General features: G+C 41.8%; 11 protein-coding genes. 4 read left to right on the top strand and 7 right to left on the bottom strand.

What is annotated here, in order from left to right; genetic code table 11:
* The 4 genes from PX482_RS16915 to PX482_RS16900 form a co-directional block, all read right to left on the bottom strand.
* On the bottom strand, positions 1 to 3,149 hold a 3,149-nt coding region (locus PX482_RS16915), incomplete at its 3' end, for a serine protease (protein WP_288122734.1).
* Between the two features lie 231 nt (positions 3,150 to 3,380).
* On the bottom strand, positions 3,381 to 5,843 hold the full coding sequence (locus PX482_RS16910; protein ID WP_288094739.1) for a CHASE2 domain-containing protein: 2,463 nt from the start codon (positions 5,841 to 5,843) through the stop codon (positions 3,381 to 3,383).
* A 15-nt stretch (positions 5,844 to 5,858) separates the two neighbouring features.
* The gene (locus PX482_RS16905; RefSeq protein WP_288094738.1) at positions 5,859 to 6,986 is read right to left on the bottom strand and encodes a DUF1822 family protein; all 1,128 of its coding nucleotides are present in this window, start codon (positions 6,984 to 6,986) and stop codon (positions 5,859 to 5,861) included.
* A gap of 2 nt (positions 6,987 to 6,988) precedes the next feature.
* Positions 6,989 to 8,236, bottom strand: coding sequence for a sigma-70 family RNA polymerase sigma factor (locus tag PX482_RS16900; protein ID WP_288094737.1), 1,248 nt, complete (start codon positions 8,234 to 8,236; stop codon positions 6,989 to 6,991).
* 273 nt (positions 8,237 to 8,509) lie between these two features.
* Here PX482_RS16900 and ftsH3 point away from each other — a divergent pair, with 273 nt between their 5' ends.
* Together ftsH3 and miaA are read left to right on the top strand one after the other, a co-directional pair.
* Positions 8,510 to 10,363: an ATP-dependent zinc metalloprotease FtsH3 gene (gene ftsH3, locus PX482_RS16895; protein WP_002763074.1), complete on the top strand. Its 1,854-nt coding sequence runs from the start codon at positions 8,510 to 8,512 to the stop codon at positions 10,361 to 10,363.
* Positions 10,364 to 11,180: 817 nt separating this feature from the next.
* Entirely contained in the window at positions 11,181 to 12,128 is a 948-nt protein-coding gene (gene miaA, locus PX482_RS16890) for a tRNA (adenosine(37)-N6)-dimethylallyltransferase MiaA (RefSeq protein WP_002763076.1), read from the top strand.
* On the opposite strand, the gene PX482_RS16885 is transcribed toward miaA, so the two are convergent.
* Genes PX482_RS16885 through PX482_RS16875 form a run of 3 tightly spaced genes read right to left on the bottom strand, consistent with a single transcriptional unit; the run spans position 12,070 to position 15,402 of the window.
* Positions 12,070 to 13,476 (bottom strand): DUF2079 domain-containing protein, encoded by a 1,407-nt coding sequence (locus PX482_RS16885; RefSeq protein WP_002763078.1) that lies wholly within the window; start codon positions 13,474 to 13,476, stop codon positions 12,070 to 12,072. The two genes, miaA and PX482_RS16885, sit on opposite strands and share 59 nt — an antisense overlap.
* A 12-nt stretch (positions 13,477 to 13,488) precedes the next feature.
* The gene (locus PX482_RS16880; protein ID WP_002763079.1) at positions 13,489 to 14,346 is read right to left on the bottom strand and encodes an amino acid ABC transporter substrate-binding protein; all 858 of its coding nucleotides are present in this window, start codon (positions 14,344 to 14,346) and stop codon (positions 13,489 to 13,491) included.
* 18 nt (positions 14,347 to 14,364) lie between these two features.
* Complete coding sequence (locus PX482_RS16875) at positions 14,365 to 15,402, bottom strand: AI-2E family transporter (protein ID WP_002763081.1); 1,038 nt, start codon at positions 15,400 to 15,402, stop codon at positions 14,365 to 14,367.
* Between the two features lie 4 nt (positions 15,403 to 15,406).
* Between PX482_RS16875 and PX482_RS27795 the strand changes: the two genes are divergently transcribed.
* Both PX482_RS27795 and PX482_RS16865 read left to right on the top strand, forming a co-directional pair.
* On the top strand, positions 15,407 to 15,682 hold the full coding sequence (locus PX482_RS27795; protein WP_196219885.1) for a hypothetical protein: 276 nt from the start codon (positions 15,407 to 15,409) through the stop codon (positions 15,680 to 15,682).
* A 159-nt stretch (positions 15,683 to 15,841) separates the two neighbouring features.
* Positions 15,842 to 16,624, top strand: coding sequence for a pentapeptide repeat-containing protein (locus tag PX482_RS16865; protein ID WP_002763083.1), 783 nt, complete (start codon positions 15,842 to 15,844; stop codon positions 16,622 to 16,624).
* Positions 16,625 to 16,802: the final 178 nt, after the last annotated feature.

Genomic DNA, 16,802 nt, shown 5'->3' with positions numbered 1-16,802 from the left:
TAAATACCCCCCCGACCTAAGTAAGCCTCAGCTAAATTAGGATTAATTTCAAGAGCTTTATTGAAGTCAGCTAAAGCTAATTCGTATTTTTGTTGGAGAAGGTAAATACCCCCCCGACCTAAGTAAGCCTCAGCTAAATTAGGATTAATTTCAAGAGCTTTGCTGTAGTCAGCTAAAGCTAATTCGTATTTTTGTTGGAGAAGGTAAATACCCCCCCGACCTAAGTAAGCCAGAGCCAAATTACGATTAAGTTCAATAGCTTTGTTCCAGTCAGCTAAAGCTAGTTCGTATTTTTGTTGGAGAAGGTAAAGAAGCCCCCGACCTAAGTAAGCCACAGCATAATTAGGATTAATGTCAATGGCTTTGCTGTAGTCAGAGAGGGCTAAATCGTATTTCTGCAAGTCTTTGTAAAGATTCCCCCGATTGTTGTACGTCTCAGCATAATTAGGATTAATGTCAATAGCTTTGCTGTAGTCAGCTAAAGCTAATTCGTATTTTTTTTGGTTAAAGTAAAGAAGCCCCCGATTGTTGTAAGCCACAGCATAATTAGGATTAATGTCAATGGCTTTGGTGTAGTCAGAGAGGGCTAAAATGTCAATGGCTTTGGTGTAGTCAGAGAGGGCTAAATCGTATTTCTGCAAGTCTTTGTAAAGATTCCCCCGATTGTTGTACGTCTCAGCATAATTAGGATTAATGTCAATGGCTTTGCTGTAGTCAGAGAGGGCTAAATCGTATTTTTGTTGGTCATAGTAAATATTCCCCCGATTGTAGTAAGCCTCAGCAAAATTACGATTAAGTTCAATGGCTTTGCTGTAGTCAGAGAGGGCTAAATCGTATTTCTGCAAGTTATAGTAAAGATTCCCCCGATTGTTGTAAGCCTCAGCTAAATTAGGATTAATGTCAATAGCTTTGCTGTAGTCAGCTAAAGCTAATTCGTATTTTTTTTGGTCATAGTAAAGAAGCCCCCGATTGTTGTAAGCGTCAGCATAATTAGGATTAATTTTAATGGCTTTGTTCCAGTCAGAGAGGGCTAAATCGTATTTCTGCAAGTTATAGTAAAGATTCCCCCGACTGAAATACCAAGCAGCACGGGGAGCGAGATCAATTGCCTGAGTAATTGCGGCTAATCCCTCATCATAGCGTTTTAATCGACTTAATACTCCCGATTTCTCGTTATAGTAATTGGGGTTATTGGGAACCAGAGAAATCGCCTGATTAATCACCGATAATGCTTGCTCATAATTTTCTAAATAGCGATAAACAACACTTTGCTCTTGTAAAATACTACTGTGAAACTTCTTTAAATCTTCCCGTTTAGGTAAGGTATTAATCGCTTGTTGCAAAGCTTCTATAGCTGGTTGATCTTTACCTAAATAACCTAATGCTAATCCCTTCCCGTACCAAGCTAAATAGACATTCTCGGACTCATTTTGCTTAATCGCCTCATCAAAGGCTTTAATTGCTTCCTCATGCCTCCGTAACCGCCATAATTGTCCTCCCCTTTGTATCCAAATATCCGCCTTCGCATTGGTATTAGGAACAATAACACCAGTAATCGCTTGAATAATTTCTTGTTGTTGTTGCGGACTAACTTGGGGTTGAGCAGTGGTTAATAATTGCGGTTTTACCTTGAATCTTTCTTGCAATCCGATAAAAGTGCTAATGGGAATCCCTAAACTAAACCCTAACTGAATTTCCGTTACCCCTGCTGTTTCCGAACTTCCATGAATCCCTATTACTCTCCCCTGGGAGTCTAAGACTGCACCGCCACTCATGCCCCCAAATGTGATGCTGGTATAAACTAATTCATAGCCTCCGGTTAAAGAAGCAACACTTTGTAATGTTCCCCCTTGTTGAGTGCTTAAAGGACTTTGGCGGGTTTGTAGTAATCCCTGTTCTTTATCGTGAATTGCACCGCCACTAAACAACCATTTCGAGGGATTTTGTCCAATTTTGGGGAAGCCTGCCGCAAAAACAAAATCACCGCTATTTGGGTTATAATTCGCTATTTCCGCAACGGGATAATTGTCCAGACTTTCAAACTGAAAGACTGCTAAATCTACCCCTTCCTGCCGAATAATGGTGCTTTTCTCGATGTTTCGAGTTTTGCCGTCGCTGGTGACGACGGTGTAGGTGTAATCAGCACAGCTGTCGGTGCGTGCCATTTCTCCGCAAAGGACGTGATCGGCGGTTAGGACGGTGTAAATATTCCCTTCTTTAGCGATAATTACGCCACTTCCATTGGCAATTACGCCACTTCCATTGGTTTTACTGCTACTATCAATCCGCACGGTGAAACCCTTCGCTTTCGCTTCTAATTCGGCGATATAGTCATTAGAGGCGGTGGTTTCTATATCGGGGTTCACCGGCGGTAGGGGTAGGTTATAGGCGCTGAGGATTTCGGGACGGATGTAGATTAATAGGGTATTGATGGGAATGCCCCAATTAACCGCTCTCATCTTTTGGATTTCTGCGTCTGTGGGTTTTGTACCGTCTTCGTAGGTGTAGTTAGAGAGAATCGGATGGGCCGATCGCCCGTTAATGCCGATTAACTCCCCATCAACAAAAATGCCGCCGCCACTCATTCCCTGCACGATATCGCCACTATAACCGACGCTGTAGCCATCCCGGAGGGGTCGAGCGCTCACCTGTTCGAGGGTTCCCTTTGTCGTCCGATACTGTCCCGTTTCGGCAACATATCCCGCGGCCACCACTTCTAAACCGATCCTGTTTTGATTGATGGTAAACTCCGCGATGGTGGCGATCGAATATTCCCGGGTATCGCTAAACTCCAGCAGGGCGAGATCTTGATTCTCCGATAGGGAATTGGGGACAATGCGGGCCGCACGGCTGTGGCCGTCGTAAGTTTGTACCTGTAGGGTTTTCGTGTTGCGGGTAACGTGGGCGTTGGTTAGGACAAGGTAATTATCGCCTTTTTTAGCAATAATCGTCCCCGATCCCCGATTTGTCTCGCTAGTAATCTTAACGGTGACTCGTTGTAGGAATTGCTCCTCGGTAAGCTCCCGATCGCCCTGTGCCGTCAGAATGGGATCATTAGAAATATTTCCGGCAGCCGGGGTGATAAGGGTTAACCCGGGTTGAGGCAGTAGGGAGAAAAGAAGGATGAGGGCGATCGAAGGTTTGATCATGGCTGTTACCTAGGGTTTGCTGAATAAATGTGAAATGTAGGCAAGGTAAGAGTTTTGTCGTTTTTCTCGTGAAACAGGTGCAAGATTTTGAGAGAATCGTGCTTCAAAACCTTGCGTCTTCATCGGCCCGGGTCCTGTAGGGGCGAAGCATTCGGGCAATAACCTATCGGTGAAACCGGAGATTTTCTATCCGAATGCTTCGCCCGTACTTTTTCAGCAAGCCTTACCTTGCTATTTTAAGTAGTAAGAACGAAGAAAAAAGAAGATACCGGAGGTGGTGAGAAGTGCGATCGCTGGGGGGATAATCGGAACCCAGAGACCGAAATAACTAAAGAGAAGCCAACCGATACCAGTAAGGGAAATCACAGCGATCGCCACTGTCAAAAGTACCGTTTTTACCCGAAGAAAACGCCACGTTAATAATCCCCCCACCAGGGACCAACCCAGCACCCAGAAAGCCTCCTGTAGGGGATTCCAAAAAGCGATCGAGGCTCGTTCTCCTGTCATTGTATCGAGAATTTGACTGACTGCGTGCGCGTGCAAATAAACCCCCGGAATTGCTTCCGATGGGTTGCGACTAAAGGGGGTTAAAAAATCATCGATCCCGGGTTCTGTTACTCCAATCAGGACAATTTTTTCCCGGACTGATTCGGAATTAAAACGCGGATCTAAAACCTGTCGGAGAGATTTTTTCGGAGCAATTTTGATGATTGCATCGATGCCATTATCGGCGATTCGACGGTAAGCGAGCATAACTTGACGGCCGGATCGGGTATCGGATTGACTGGTTCTGTAGGGGCCGCGGTTGGATTGTAGCCAGTCACCGAGATGAGTATCCCCAATATTAATTTCTAGAATTCCCCGCTCCAGTTTATTGCAGTCAAAATCTTGATTCTGGGATTCTAGATATCGTTTGGCAATTAGGAGACTAAAACTAGGAGCATAATCTTTAAAATTACAGGACATTGAGTCAACTTTGGCCAAAGAATCCGGGGGAAGACAGGGAGAGGTGCGATCGAGTTTTGCCTGATATAAAAAACGACGAATTCGGGGAACTCCGGCAATGGTTTCGTCTGGGACTATGTTACTAAAACCACTCTGATTTTTTGGCAGTTCCGGGGGTGGGGGAAATCCGTCCGGTTGTGGGTAATTATTAAACTTACAAATCGAGATAAAATTAGGAGTATTTTGTAATTGTTTGGCTAGGGGTGGATAATCTTGACTGGCAGCGATGGGACGGAGGATATCTAAGGCGATAATTTGCGGTTCGTAGGGCAGTAATTTATTTAAAAGCTGCGATAATGCTTCTCCTGCGAGGGAACGTTTTTGATCGCTTCCGGGTATTGTTGGTCTTTTCATACCCATGCGATCTTGATATTCCCAATCTTGGCGATCAATGGTAATAATTAATAATCTGTCATCGGGTTTATCTTTGGGTTTTAGTTGCATCAGGCGATCATAAATATTTAATTCTAAGGGTTCTAAAATTCCTGTTTCTCTTATTGCCAAGACTGTCATCGTTACGGCTAAACCTAAACCGAAAGTTAGAGCAAATCGTCGCCAATTTTGTTGTTTTTGAGGGGAGTTACTGAAACTATGCCAAGTGGGGGGTTCTTCGGTGGGATTGGGGCAAACTACGGGCAGCCAACTGGCACAGGGATAGTCTTTTTCCCAGTCATCGTGGAGATTTTTTTGGGCTTCATGTACGGCGCTATAGAGAGATTTATTATTGGTAAAAGCGGTTAAAAAGTATTGCAGAAATTTGGGAGAAACGGGATCGGGTAATTTCTCGCGCATAAAGATTAGATGGGGTAATGCCATCCCTTTTTCCCGTGATAGTTGTTGTGCTAAACCGATACCATCACAGGAGTTAAATATCGCTAACTTTAACCCGTTTTTAGTAGCTTCTCCCAGGGAAAAGCTAAAATCAGCTATCTTTAATTTATGAGTTTCTGTTAGTTGAATTTCGCAATCTTGACCATCTTCTGTACTGGCACTATGACCGCTAAAAAAGAGGATATTCCAAGTTTCTTGACGCAATAACTGATTTAATTTTTGCGGGTGAGGGGCTTTTTCCCAGATAATTTCGGCTCCTGCTTTTCCCGCAATATCGTCTAAAGTTTTGCGATCTTCTTCGAGAAATCTTAAGTCGGTGGCATAGCCTAAAATGGCTAAAATCCGAATTTTTTCATGATTTTTTAATTGTCTGGTTAAGGTATCGTATTCTGAGACAATAATGGCTATATCTGCGCCAGTATTTTGGAGAATTTCCCATTTTTCCCAGGGGAATCTTTGCAGCCAAATATTATCGGTTTGTAACCAGATACGAAAGTTATTGCCAGAGCGCAGAATTGCGGTTTTGATCGGTTCAAATTCTGGGCTATTATTCAACCATTTGTTTAAGTTATCCTCAAATAATTTGGCTTTTTCTTGGCAGTTTTTAAAAACTAAACTCTGCTGAGAACTATTGGTAATTTGTTGGGGATTGCTATCTTTTAAGACTTTAAAAAATCCCTCTAATTCACTATAGTGACGTTGCCATTGACGGTAAAAAGTTAATAACTCTAAATTAGCTGGTAGCCTTGCTTTGATCACAGTTTGGGGACGAGAATTAAGATCGGGACGAATTTCTAATTTTACTTTAAATCCCCGATCGAATGTGCCATCTAGTTCGAGAGTTAGGAGTTTAATCATGAAGTTTTTCCTCGCTTATACTTGTAAATATTCGGTTACTCTTGCCGATTCTAAAGCCACTTCAATGAAGAATTTATCCCCCAATTCAGCATCAAATCGATAACGAATAAATTCATCGTTATCTGTGGCAATTACTTCTCGAAAAACCTCACCAGTTTCGGTGAGAATACTTAATCTTAAATGGGGGGGTAAAGTGCTTGTTTCTCCCGTGGGGTAAACAGTCGCTTGCAGGCTAAATATTTCTTCAGTTTTAGCGATAGTAATCATCAAAGCGAGGGGATTTCCCAGTAATTCTACTCCTAAATCTTTGATGCGTTTAATTTCTGTATTTTTGAAAGCTGGAACCAGTGACAGTGAGCTAAAATCGAGGATACTTTGCCAATCAATGGGGAAATTATGGGCAAACCAATTGGTTAACTTGACGGGGGATTTTTGCCGACGGGTAATTAAAATTTTTCTCCAGTTACTATTGACGATAACTGCTGCCCATTCCTGAAAAGCAACGGCTTTTCTGGGAAAGATTAACTGAGGATTAGCTAAGATGTCTAGTAAGGTTGTCAATCTATCTAAAGATAGTTTTTCTTCCATCTTTTCCCGTTCAATCTTAACTGCTTGTAATTGACACTCTCCCCATAAATCTAAAGAATCTGATCCTGATTGCAGTTGATTTCTCGGTAGAGAGTAGTTAAGATTACGCTTAATATATTGTCCTTTTTCCTTAATATCTTTATGGGTAGTACAACCCCAAATTCTCAGATGACTTTCGGCAGTGTTTACCTGTACCGCTAGATAATAATCACCAATTAATTGAGGAATATCTACCCATTCTTGAGGAATTTCGATCGCTTCTAGATCCAGAGTTTCGCTGGCAATAACTATTACTGACTTTTCGCCTAATTTAACGGTAAAACCATTAACTCCTAGTTGCCAGAAATCCTCTTGATTTTCTACTAAACTAACCCCAGGCATCCCTGACTGTAGATAGTTAAAAATAACTTGTTGACAGAGATAATTAATATAAAATCTCTGACGAATACTGGCATCAGTAAAACTGGCACTTTTTGCCCAACTTATCTCTTGAATATCTGCGGGTATTTCTAGCCAAATGCTATCAGGAGTTAGTTCTAACCAATCATTAACCATAATTAATCCTCCTGAGTTGTTGCGCTGGTTTGATAGTAGTATGTTAGCCATGGTTCTATTGCCTTACTAATAACTTCTCTATCGTGGGACTGGAAAGAAATATGCAGGTTTTCGCTGGCCCAGGGTAAAAACTTTTTAGCGAGGTGACGATAAACTTTATCCAGTTCCCTAGAAACCTGATATTGTTTGATAACCACCGTGGTAATTTCTGTAATCTTAGCGGCAATTGCCACTTGTCCCAACCCCAACCCATAAGTCATCTCTAGAATTAACTGAATTTGCGGATGCAGTTTTGCCTGTTGCGGCTGCTGACAAATCTGTTGAATTTCTGCCCCTAACCAAGCTAGAATTTTTTGGTGGTTTTGTTGCGACTCGCGAAAATTTTCCGCCGCTTCTAATTGCTGCCAAGGGGTATCATGGAGAGTATCTTCGATCATTTCCTCCCTCGTGCTACTTTCCTCACCCCCTAAAGGTTGCTGTAGAGAAATTGTTTTTCCTTGGGGAAATAAATAATCAAAAATAGCTTGTCCCGCATCCTCTAACCATCGGTTAATTGTCGCAGAACTGATTTTGATGGTAGAGTGGCTATCCGAGTTATAAGCAGCGGCGATTTTTTGCCAGATTTCTGGACTAGGTTCCTGAATTTTACCATCGGTTTTGATTTTTGCCTGGGCATAAATTTCTTTATAGTAATCCCAAGCTAAAAGGTAATTTTCGAGAGTTTCTCCCACTAATCCCCTCGCCAGGAGAGCTTGGCTGAGACGCGCTCCGGTAGAATTAAGTAGTAGGCTCCAAGTATTATGGCCGAATGCTTGACTAATCTGACGGATGCGATCGATTAAGCGATATTTAATCCTCTGATTGGCAAAATTATCGAAGCGAGTGGAGAATAAAGGCTTAAAGTCAGCTAAGATAGCCTCAAAACCAAGAATTCCTTCGTTAAAGTAGTCTTCGATCTGATAATCTAGTTTAGCTTGATATTTTTGATAGATTTCGGCAGCAGCCCAGTAGCAAGGTTCCTGCAAATAAGCGTATAAATGCCCACGAAAAAGATGATTTTGGGAACCGGGATTCTGATACTGTTGCTGAAAGAATAGGGCCAAATACTCCTCGGACTCGACATTAGGATCGATTGGGCCATAGCTTTCCATGTTACGACGCAAACGCCGATCACAATTCCATTGTGTCCTATTTTGCTGCAAAACTAAAAAGCAACAAAACTTCTCCAGCAAAGTCTCTCGTTTTTTCATCTAGCTACTCCCCGTGGAGGTCAACTAAACTCTCTATCGTTCCACTTGCAGCTTTTATGCAGTATTTTGGCATTTTGTTACAAATTGATCATACTCGGTCTAGGAGAGTCACATTGACATACTCCCCCAACCCCCAACAGCTAACCCCGATGGAGGACCAGAACGGGCATATTAAAAAAAAACCTGTCCAGTGTTCCTGAGAAACGTTAACATAAGTTAACAACCCCTTGACAACCGATAAGATCATCCTCAATTTATCAGGAGTTCGACAGCGTGAACAAAAACGGTAATAACAAAAAATGGCGCAATGCGGGACTATATGCCCTATTGTTAATCGTAGTCCTTGCCTTGGCCTCAGCTTTCTTCGATCGCCAGCCAGCAGTGCAACAAACTTGGAAGTATAGTGAATTTTTACAGGAAGTGCGGGAAGGTAAAGTAGAAACCGTGCGCTTAAGTGCCGACCGGCAACGAGCGATCGTACCCACCCAAGATGGAGCAAATGTATTAGTTAACCTGCCCAACGATCCGCAATTAATCAACATCTTGGCAGAAAATAACGTTGATATTTCCGTACTGCCCCAAAGAGAAGAAGGAGTATGGGTAAGAGCCTTCAGTAGCCTCTTTTTCCCGATTTTACTTCTTGTTGGTCTATTTTTCTTGCTCCGTCGCGCCCAAAGTGGTCCCGGTTCCCAAGCGATGAACTTCGGCAAATCGAAAGCAAGAGTACAGATGGAACCCCAAACCCAGGTTACTTTCGGTGATGTGGCCGGGATTGAAGGGGCAAAATTAGAATTAAACGAAGTGGTGGACTTCCTGAAAAATGCCGATCGCTTCACGGCAATTGGGGCAAAAATCCCCAAAGGAGTCCTTTTAGTCGGTCCTCCGGGGACAGGTAAAACCCTGCTTGCTCGCGCAGTAGCTGGAGAAGCGGGAGTCCCGTTTTTTAGCATTTCCGGTTCGGAATTTGTGGAAATGTTCGTCGGGGTGGGTGCTTCTCGCGTCCGCGACCTATTTGAACAAGCGAAAGCGAATGCACCTTGTATAGTTTTTATCGATGAGATTGATGCTGTCGGTCGTCAACGGGGTGCCGGTTTAGGGGGTGGTAACGATGAACGGGAACAAACCCTCAACCAATTATTAACGGAAATGGACGGTTTTGAAGGTAATACAGGTATTATCATTATCGCCGCCACTAACCGCCCCGATGTGCTGGATGCCGCTTTATTACGTCCGGGTCGTTTCGATCGCCAAGTGGTGGTAGATCGTCCCGATTACGCTGGCCGTAAGGAAATCCTTAATGTCCACTCCAGAGGCAAAACTTTGGCTCAAGACGTGGATCTCGATAAAATCGCCCGTCGTACCCCCGGTTTTACCGGTGCCGATCTAGCTAATTTGCTCAACGAAGCCGCAATTTTAGCGGCACGTCGCAATTTAACCGAGATTTCTATGGATGAGATCAACGACGCGATCGATCGTGTCCTAGCAGGTCCTGAGAAGAAAAATCGCGTCATGAGTGAAAAACGCAAAACTTTAGTTGCTTACCATGAAGCTGGTCACGCTTTGGTGGGTGCTTTAATGCCGGATTATGATCCCGTCCAAAAAATTAGTATTATTCCTCGCGGTCGCGCTGGGGGTTTAACTTGGTTCACTCCCAGCGAGGATCGCATGGAATCCGGGTTATATTCTCGCGCTTATCTGCAAAATCAGATGGCTGTAGCTTTGGGGGGTCGTTTAGCTGAAGAAATTATCTTCGGTGAGGAAGAAGTGACTACGGGTGCTTCTAATGACCTGCAACAGGTGGCACGAGTAGCGCGGCAAATGGTAACTCGTTTCGGCATGAGCGATCGCCTAGGGCCGGTGGCTTTAGGTCGTCAAAATGGTAATGTTTTCCTAGGTCGTGATATCGCTTCCGATCGAGATTTCTCCGATGAAACTGCGGCAGCTATTGACGAGGAAGTGCGTAACTTAGTGGAACAGGCCTATCGTCGCGCTAAAGAGGTTTTAGTCAATAACCGCGCCATCTTGGACCAGTTAGCGCAAATGTTAGTGGAAAAAGAAACCGTGGACGCGGAGGAGTTGCAAAATATCCTCGCTAATAACGATGTGAAAATGGCGGCTTTAGCTTAAGTTTTGTAACATTTTCTTGACAAACAGCATCCTGATGGGTGCTGTTTTTTTTGTTAAATGAAAATTAATGACAAACTTAAGCTGTTAATCAGCTTAACAATAAGTAGGGTTTGCGGCAAAAAGTTTTTCTTGGGGGCAGGGTGTGGGGTGTGGGGTGTGGGGTGTAGGGTTTTACCGATTTTGAAGGGGTCAATTACCTAATTTTCAGGGAAAGAGTCCCTGAATTTTCCCCCCGATCACTCCCATATCTGGTACTTTTTGATTTACAAAAACTCTAAAAGTCTTAACCAACAAGGGTTTTACCATTATTCAGCCAGCCCTAAGTAATAGGACAAAATTAACTTTTTAGTTAGGATAGGCAAAAGGCAACAGGCAACAGGCAAGAGGTAGTTAGATATGTGTAATTAATTGTGTCTAGCTACTTACCCTGTTTAAATGGGTCTTAGCTTAACATTCCTGTCTTTTCACTGATTACTGATTACTGATTACTGATTACTGATTACTGTTTACTGTCATGTAAAATCGATGACTACTTCCCCTTTCCTCTTGGCTGCATCTCACATTTGCAGAAATACCGACAATCAGCAATTATCAGTGACTCTTAAATTGGTACAAATGTATGAACAACTGCGTGTAAGCATCCCACCGAAAAGCTAATGCGCGGGGGGTTTGGGGGCGGCGCCACGCCCCCAACGGGGGGTTTGGGGGGTAGAACCCCCCAAAAGCTGGGATTGAGTGATAAAATCACAAGTAAGGCCCGATTTTAACCGAGAGTTTCCCCTTAAAAATCCCAACTTGGTAGATTTACGAAAATGAGATGCAGCCTTCCTCTTTACCTATTTTAATTGTTATTTGTGGGGCAACTGCCACAGGAAAATCCAGTTTAGCCCTACAATTGGCCGAAAAGTTTAATTCAGTAATTCTCAGTGCCGATTCCCGACAAATCTATCGAGAATTTAATATTGGTACCGCTAAACCTAGCTTAGAAGAATGTCAGCGGATTTCCCATTATCTAATTGATATTTGTGATCCTCAAGATAATTTTACCCTAGCACAGTACCAAGAACAGGCTGAGGATTTAATCAACAATCTCCACTATTCTCCCCTGTTTTTGGTCGGTGGTACGGGACTTTATATCAAGTCCATTGTCAAAGGTTTAAAAATACCGAGGGTTTCTCCTCAAGCGGATTTAAGACGGCAATTACAAGCTTTAGGACAATCCTATCTTTATCAAATTCTGACGCAGGTAGATGAAGAGGCTGCTAAAAAAATTCATCCCCATGATCAGGTCAGGACTTTACGCGCTTTAGAGGTTTTTTATCTAACAGGAAAACCTATCTCTAGTCAGCAGGGAGAAAATCCCCCCACTTATCCAATTTTACAAATTGGTTTAGACTGTTCCCCAGAAAGTTTAGACAAGCGGATCACTGTTCGTACTCATCAAATGATCGCCAGGGGATTAGTAGCAGAGGTGCAGAATTTGGGGGATAAATACGGTTGGGATTTGCCACTTTTGCAGACTTTGGGTTATGCAGAGATTAAGCAATATCTCCTCGGGGAAATTTCTTTAGAACAGGCGATCGATCTAATTATCCTCCATACCCGTCAATTTTCCAAACGTCAGCGCACTTGGTTTCGTGCCGATGCTGGTATTGTCTGGTTTCCCATCGATAAAGAAAATTTATTAAAATCGGTGGAACGAAAAATTATTTTGTTTCTTGAGGGGTTGTCAAGGCCCGATATAAAAACACATCATCCTGATTAACGATTAACTGGAAGTTCTCATTTTGATTCAGTTTATTTAAGTGATCATCAATTAGTTCTGGTGAACTAGACCAACCGGGATGACGGCGATCGAGTAGGATATAATTAAATTGATTTAAATCTAGGGATTGGGAACCTTCGATCGCTAATTTGATCATTTCTCGATGGGTAAGATGGGGGGCAATTCTAGAAGTAGTCAAGACACTCTCACTGGTGGTAATTTGGGTGAGAGCTTTTTGGGTGGCGGACCAAGTATCGAGGGAATTTAAATACAGTGACCAAAAATAGCCGTATTTAGCTAAGGCAAAAAAGGCAATAATTGCCCAAGTAATTATCCATTTAGGCTGCTTCAACCAGCTGCTATTATGGGCTAAAGTGGCGATAACCGCTAGAAATAAAAAGGGCAAAATTGGCAGGGAATATTGAGTCGTTAAGTTTTTTTGTGGGGCATGATCTGCTAATAAATTTAAAGCGAGTGCGGGAATAGCGGCAATTATTGGGGCAGAATAGCGCCAGGATAAACCCCAAACTAAGGGAATAAATAATAGGATTAGGTATTCTAGATTATTGCCAGTAAAGATTTTTCCCAAGACAAGATCGGGTTTGAGGAAAAGATTAAAGATAATTGCTGGTAAACTATCTCCTAGATAACTATATCGAGAATCGGCCATTTCAATAACTGCCGATTTTCCTGTCAGGAGAGGGATTAATAATTTCGTGGCGATAATAAACCAAAGAATGCCGCTAATCATGGCAATTATTCCGGGGATTTTTTTCTTTTCCCAAAGAAGTAACCAGATACCCATTCCCAACAATGTTAAAGAGAGAATTGCTTTACAACCGAGAATAATAATGATTCCTAGAAAAAATCCCCAGAGATTATTTAATCTTGCGGCCAAAATTGTCCAAAAAATGGCTGGAACTGCGATAACTTCAGGATGAAAATCAAAGAGATTAACATTAAAAATCAGGGGATAGAGCAGATAAACTAAGGCTAATGTATAGGCTTGTTTTTCTTTTAATCCCGCTTGTATTGCCAATTGCCAGAGGGGAAAAACGGCAAGGGAAAGGGAAAAAGCTTGTAAGAAAAGCAGCCAATAAACGCTAGGATAAATTTTATAAAGTAAGGCTATAGGATAGAGAATAAAAGCGATATGATCGCCTAAAATATGGTAATCAACAAAAGATATAATCGGTGGTTTACCTTGAGAAATTAGGTAAACTCCCTGATCAAACCAACCAAGATCGAGAGCATTAGATTGAAATAAAATATGTCTGACAGCACTGCAAATAAACAGGATTATTGTAGCGCAACCAATCAACCAAAATAAATCATTTTTTTTGTGCATAATCGTTAAGTTTTACTGGGATTTTTCGGGATTATTACGACAATATTGCCAGGTATCTCTAAAATAGGCAGCAACTTCAGTAAACCATGCTTTAAAAATATTTCTGTTCTCACTGGTGACGATAACCCCATTAATAAACTCTTGCCATTGGGGATCATTAGCGGGAAGAATAAAACCATAATAATCACAATTTAAAGGATTGCGCGGGATAAGTTGATAATCTTGTTCTAAGGATAAACCGAGAATGACAGCTTCTCCAATTAGCAGAATCCCATCACTAGCAAAAGCATCTATTCTATTCCTTCTTAAACTTTGGATACCTCGCAGTCTTCCCGTCACTCCTTGAAATTCCTGATAGGTAGCAAGAGGATATTTTTGTCTTAATAATTCTTGAGTGGTGGTATCTCTTAAAACTCCAATACTTATACCTTCTAAGGACGAAGAAAAGTTAAAATTCTTCTGATTATCACTCCTCACTAAAAACTGAGTTCCCGTGACAAAAAAAGGACGAGAAAAACTGACACCATCAGGTATATTTTTTCTGATACTATTAGGACCACACTCGAAATCAACGGTTTTATTTTCCAATAACTGGAAGCGATTAAATAAAGTGGATTTATAAATTTTGACACTGATGATCTGGAGGTTTAATTTGTGCTTGAGTTCTTCTCTAAGCAATTGGATAAAATCTAAGCATAATCCCTGCAAATTATTATTACTATCCCGATAGCCAAAGGGAATCGCATCTTCTCTCATAGCTACTTCTAATAATCCCGTGCGTTTAATTTTTTCTAGAACCGTTTCAGACTTAGCTGGGAGGGGAGCAAAAAAATTAGATAAAATAACGAGAGTAAGAATGATTAATTTCATGACTTTTGCCGAGATTATTTAAGATTTGTTATGACCGTGATCCCATTTATCTAAAATGTCTTTGAATAATAATTCATCTAACCATGTCTTTACTACCACTGTCAAAGGTAAAGCCAATAATAAACCTAAGATGCCAAACATTTGAGCAAAGAAAATTTGAGCAATTAGGGTAATTGCCGGTAGTAAAGATACCTGTTTAGCCATGACAGTGGGTGTCAGCCAATAACTTTCGACATTTTGGATAATAAAATAGAGAATCAGAATAGCGACAATTTTCCAAGGTGCATCGATAACAGCAATTAGAATGGGAAAAATCACACTAGCAGTCGGTCCGATATTAGGGATAAAATTGAGCAATCCTGCTAGGATAGCATGAACGAGAACTAGATTGATTTGTAAAACAAAAAGACCGAACCCACTGAATAATCCTACCATAGTTGAACTAATGGCAATTCCCAACAACCAATTACCTAAACCCGCTTCCGATAGGGTAAGAATTTCCTCAGCGCGACGACGATAGAAGTTAGGAAATAATTTTAAGAAAGCTTGTCGATAGGGTTGGGGGTTGGCTAACATCATCATTGCTAACACCAGCACGAATAATAATTGTAAAATTGCCGCAACTGAGTTAGAAAAGAAGGTAAAAAAGTTACTAAAAACAAAGGTTCCTAAAGGTTGTAACTGCTGGACTAAATCAGTTAAATTAGGCAAGGGTGGCAACCAATCAAATTGAAATTGTTGTCGCCATTGAATCGAGTTATTGCGGACTAAATCCCAAGCTTGCGGTAAAAGTTCAATTAATTTTTGAAACTGTTCGATAAAGGGGGGAACAATAATTATAAAAAATACAATCACAATTCCTAGACTCGTCAGCAGGGTGATTAAAATAGCCAAACCCCTTTTAATCCCCAATCTCTGCAATCCTTTAACACATCTATTTAAGGCTACGGTAAACACGATCGCCATAAAAATCAATAATAACAGCTGTCGAATCTGCCACAATACATAGAGAGCCATTATTAAACAGATAAACCCCAACCACTGACCAAATTTCACGACCTTGATTTATCCTATCGGGACAAGTTTTATCATACAGCAGTCGGGAGGCGGTCGGCAGGAGATAGGTTTTAGGTCTTGGGGTTTTGGAGTCTTGGGGTTTTGGGGTTTTAGTTCAATTTCCCCAGTTCCCCACTTCCCTACTTCCCCACTTCCCCACTTCCCCACTTCCCCACTTCCCCACTTCCCCACTTCCCTAACAGCACAAATCAAGTTCTGTATCAAAAATTTGCTAATTTTGCTGTTATGTGCTATACATTTACGCATCAAAACAGGATAGAAAAACGAGATTTTTTTAATTACCAGACATTTTCTCAAATTTTATGGCAACTCTCCCAGAGTCAAATTATCCTAAAAGAAATCCTCTCCTAGAAAATCCGACAAGACTCAGAGAAATTGTGGCCGTTAATGCTTTTATCCTTGTATTAGGACTTCGATAATGAAAGAATTGGAGCGATACTATAAAGTTTTAGGGTTAGATCATGGGGCATCTCTCGACGAGATCAATCAGGCCTACAAAGATTTGGTGTTTATTTGGCATCCCGATCGCATTCCCAAAGATAATCAGCGTCTTTTGGAAAAAGCCACCGCTAAACTGCAAGAAATTAACCAAGCTAGGGAACAATTGCGGCAAATTCATCAAAATTCTCCTAAACGCTCCAATTCCCCCCCTAAAACTGAAAAACAGCCCGCCCACGCCTATAAAACTGCTTCCCCCTATCAGCCTCACCCTAGCCAACCGGGCCAAAATTCCCAAACCCACAGTCATAAAACCCATAGTCAACAAACCCACAGTCAACACAGCCACTCCCAGAATAACCATCAGGTCCACAATCATGCCGCCTGGCGCCCTCACTATCGGGATTTAAACGGAGCCGATTTACAGGGAGCCAACCTGAAAGAAAAAGATCTCTCTAGTTGCAGTCTCATCGGGGCAGATTTAAGCCATGCGGACTTAAGCGATAGCTTCCTGCACAAAGTTAACCTAGAAAAGGCTAATCTGCACAAAGCTAATCTTTTTCGCGCCAATCTCCTCGAAGCTAACCTTAAAGGCGCAAATTTACAGGAAGCCAATCTCATCGGAGCGGATTTAAGTGGGGCGGATCTGTCGGCAGCGGATTTACGCGGGGCAAAAATTGGCTTCGGTAAGCGTATTATGGTGAAATTAACTGGAGCAATTTTAACGGGAACAATTCTCCCCGATGGTTCGATTCATCAATAGACCTCTTGTAAAAATCAAAAATTGTTGTTAGGGTTAGGAGTCAGGGGTCAGGAGTCAGTAGTCAGGAGAATTAAGAATGAATAATAATCAATTAAATGGTCTATTTAAGGATTTTATGCAATTTAATCCTTATTTTTACCGTTTTTGAACCCTCAAAAATTAATTATGCAAGAGGTTT

It is taken from the genome of Microcystis sp. M53602_WE12, assembly GCF_030065455.1.
Classification (GTDB): Bacteria; Cyanobacteriota; Cyanobacteriia; order Cyanobacteriales; family Microcystaceae; genus Microcystis; species Microcystis aeruginosa.
Note: the sequence above shows the minus strand (reverse complement) of the source record. Positions and strands in the feature narration are given on the sequence as shown.

What these genes read in the sequence shown, in the direction of transcription:
- PX482_RS16910 (WP_288094739.1), bottom strand. Translation starts at nt 5,843, where the DNA reads ATGATTAAACTCCTAACTCTCGAACTAGATGGCACATTCGATCGGGGA.
- PX482_RS16865 (WP_002763083.1), top strand. Translation starts at nt 15,842, where the DNA reads ATGAAAGAATTGGAGCGATACTATAAAGTTTTAGGGTTAGATCATGGG.
- PX482_RS16880 (WP_002763079.1), bottom strand. Translation starts at nt 14,346, where the DNA reads ATGAAATTAATCATTCTTACTCTCGTTATTTTATCTAATTTTTTTGCT.
- miaA (WP_002763076.1), top strand. Translation starts at nt 11,181, where the DNA reads ATGCAGCCTTCCTCTTTACCTATTTTAATTGTTATTTGTGGGGCAACT.
- PX482_RS16900 (WP_288094737.1), bottom strand. Translation starts at nt 8,236, where the DNA reads ATGAAAAAACGAGAGACTTTGCTGGAGAAGTTTTGTTGCTTTTTAGTT.
- PX482_RS16885 (WP_002763078.1), bottom strand. Translation starts at nt 13,476, where the DNA reads ATGCACAAAAAAAATGATTTATTTTGGTTGATTGGTTGCGCTACAATA.
- PX482_RS16905 (WP_288094738.1), bottom strand. Translation starts at nt 6,986, where the DNA reads ATGGTTAATGATTGGTTAGAACTAACTCCTGATAGCATTTGGCTAGAA.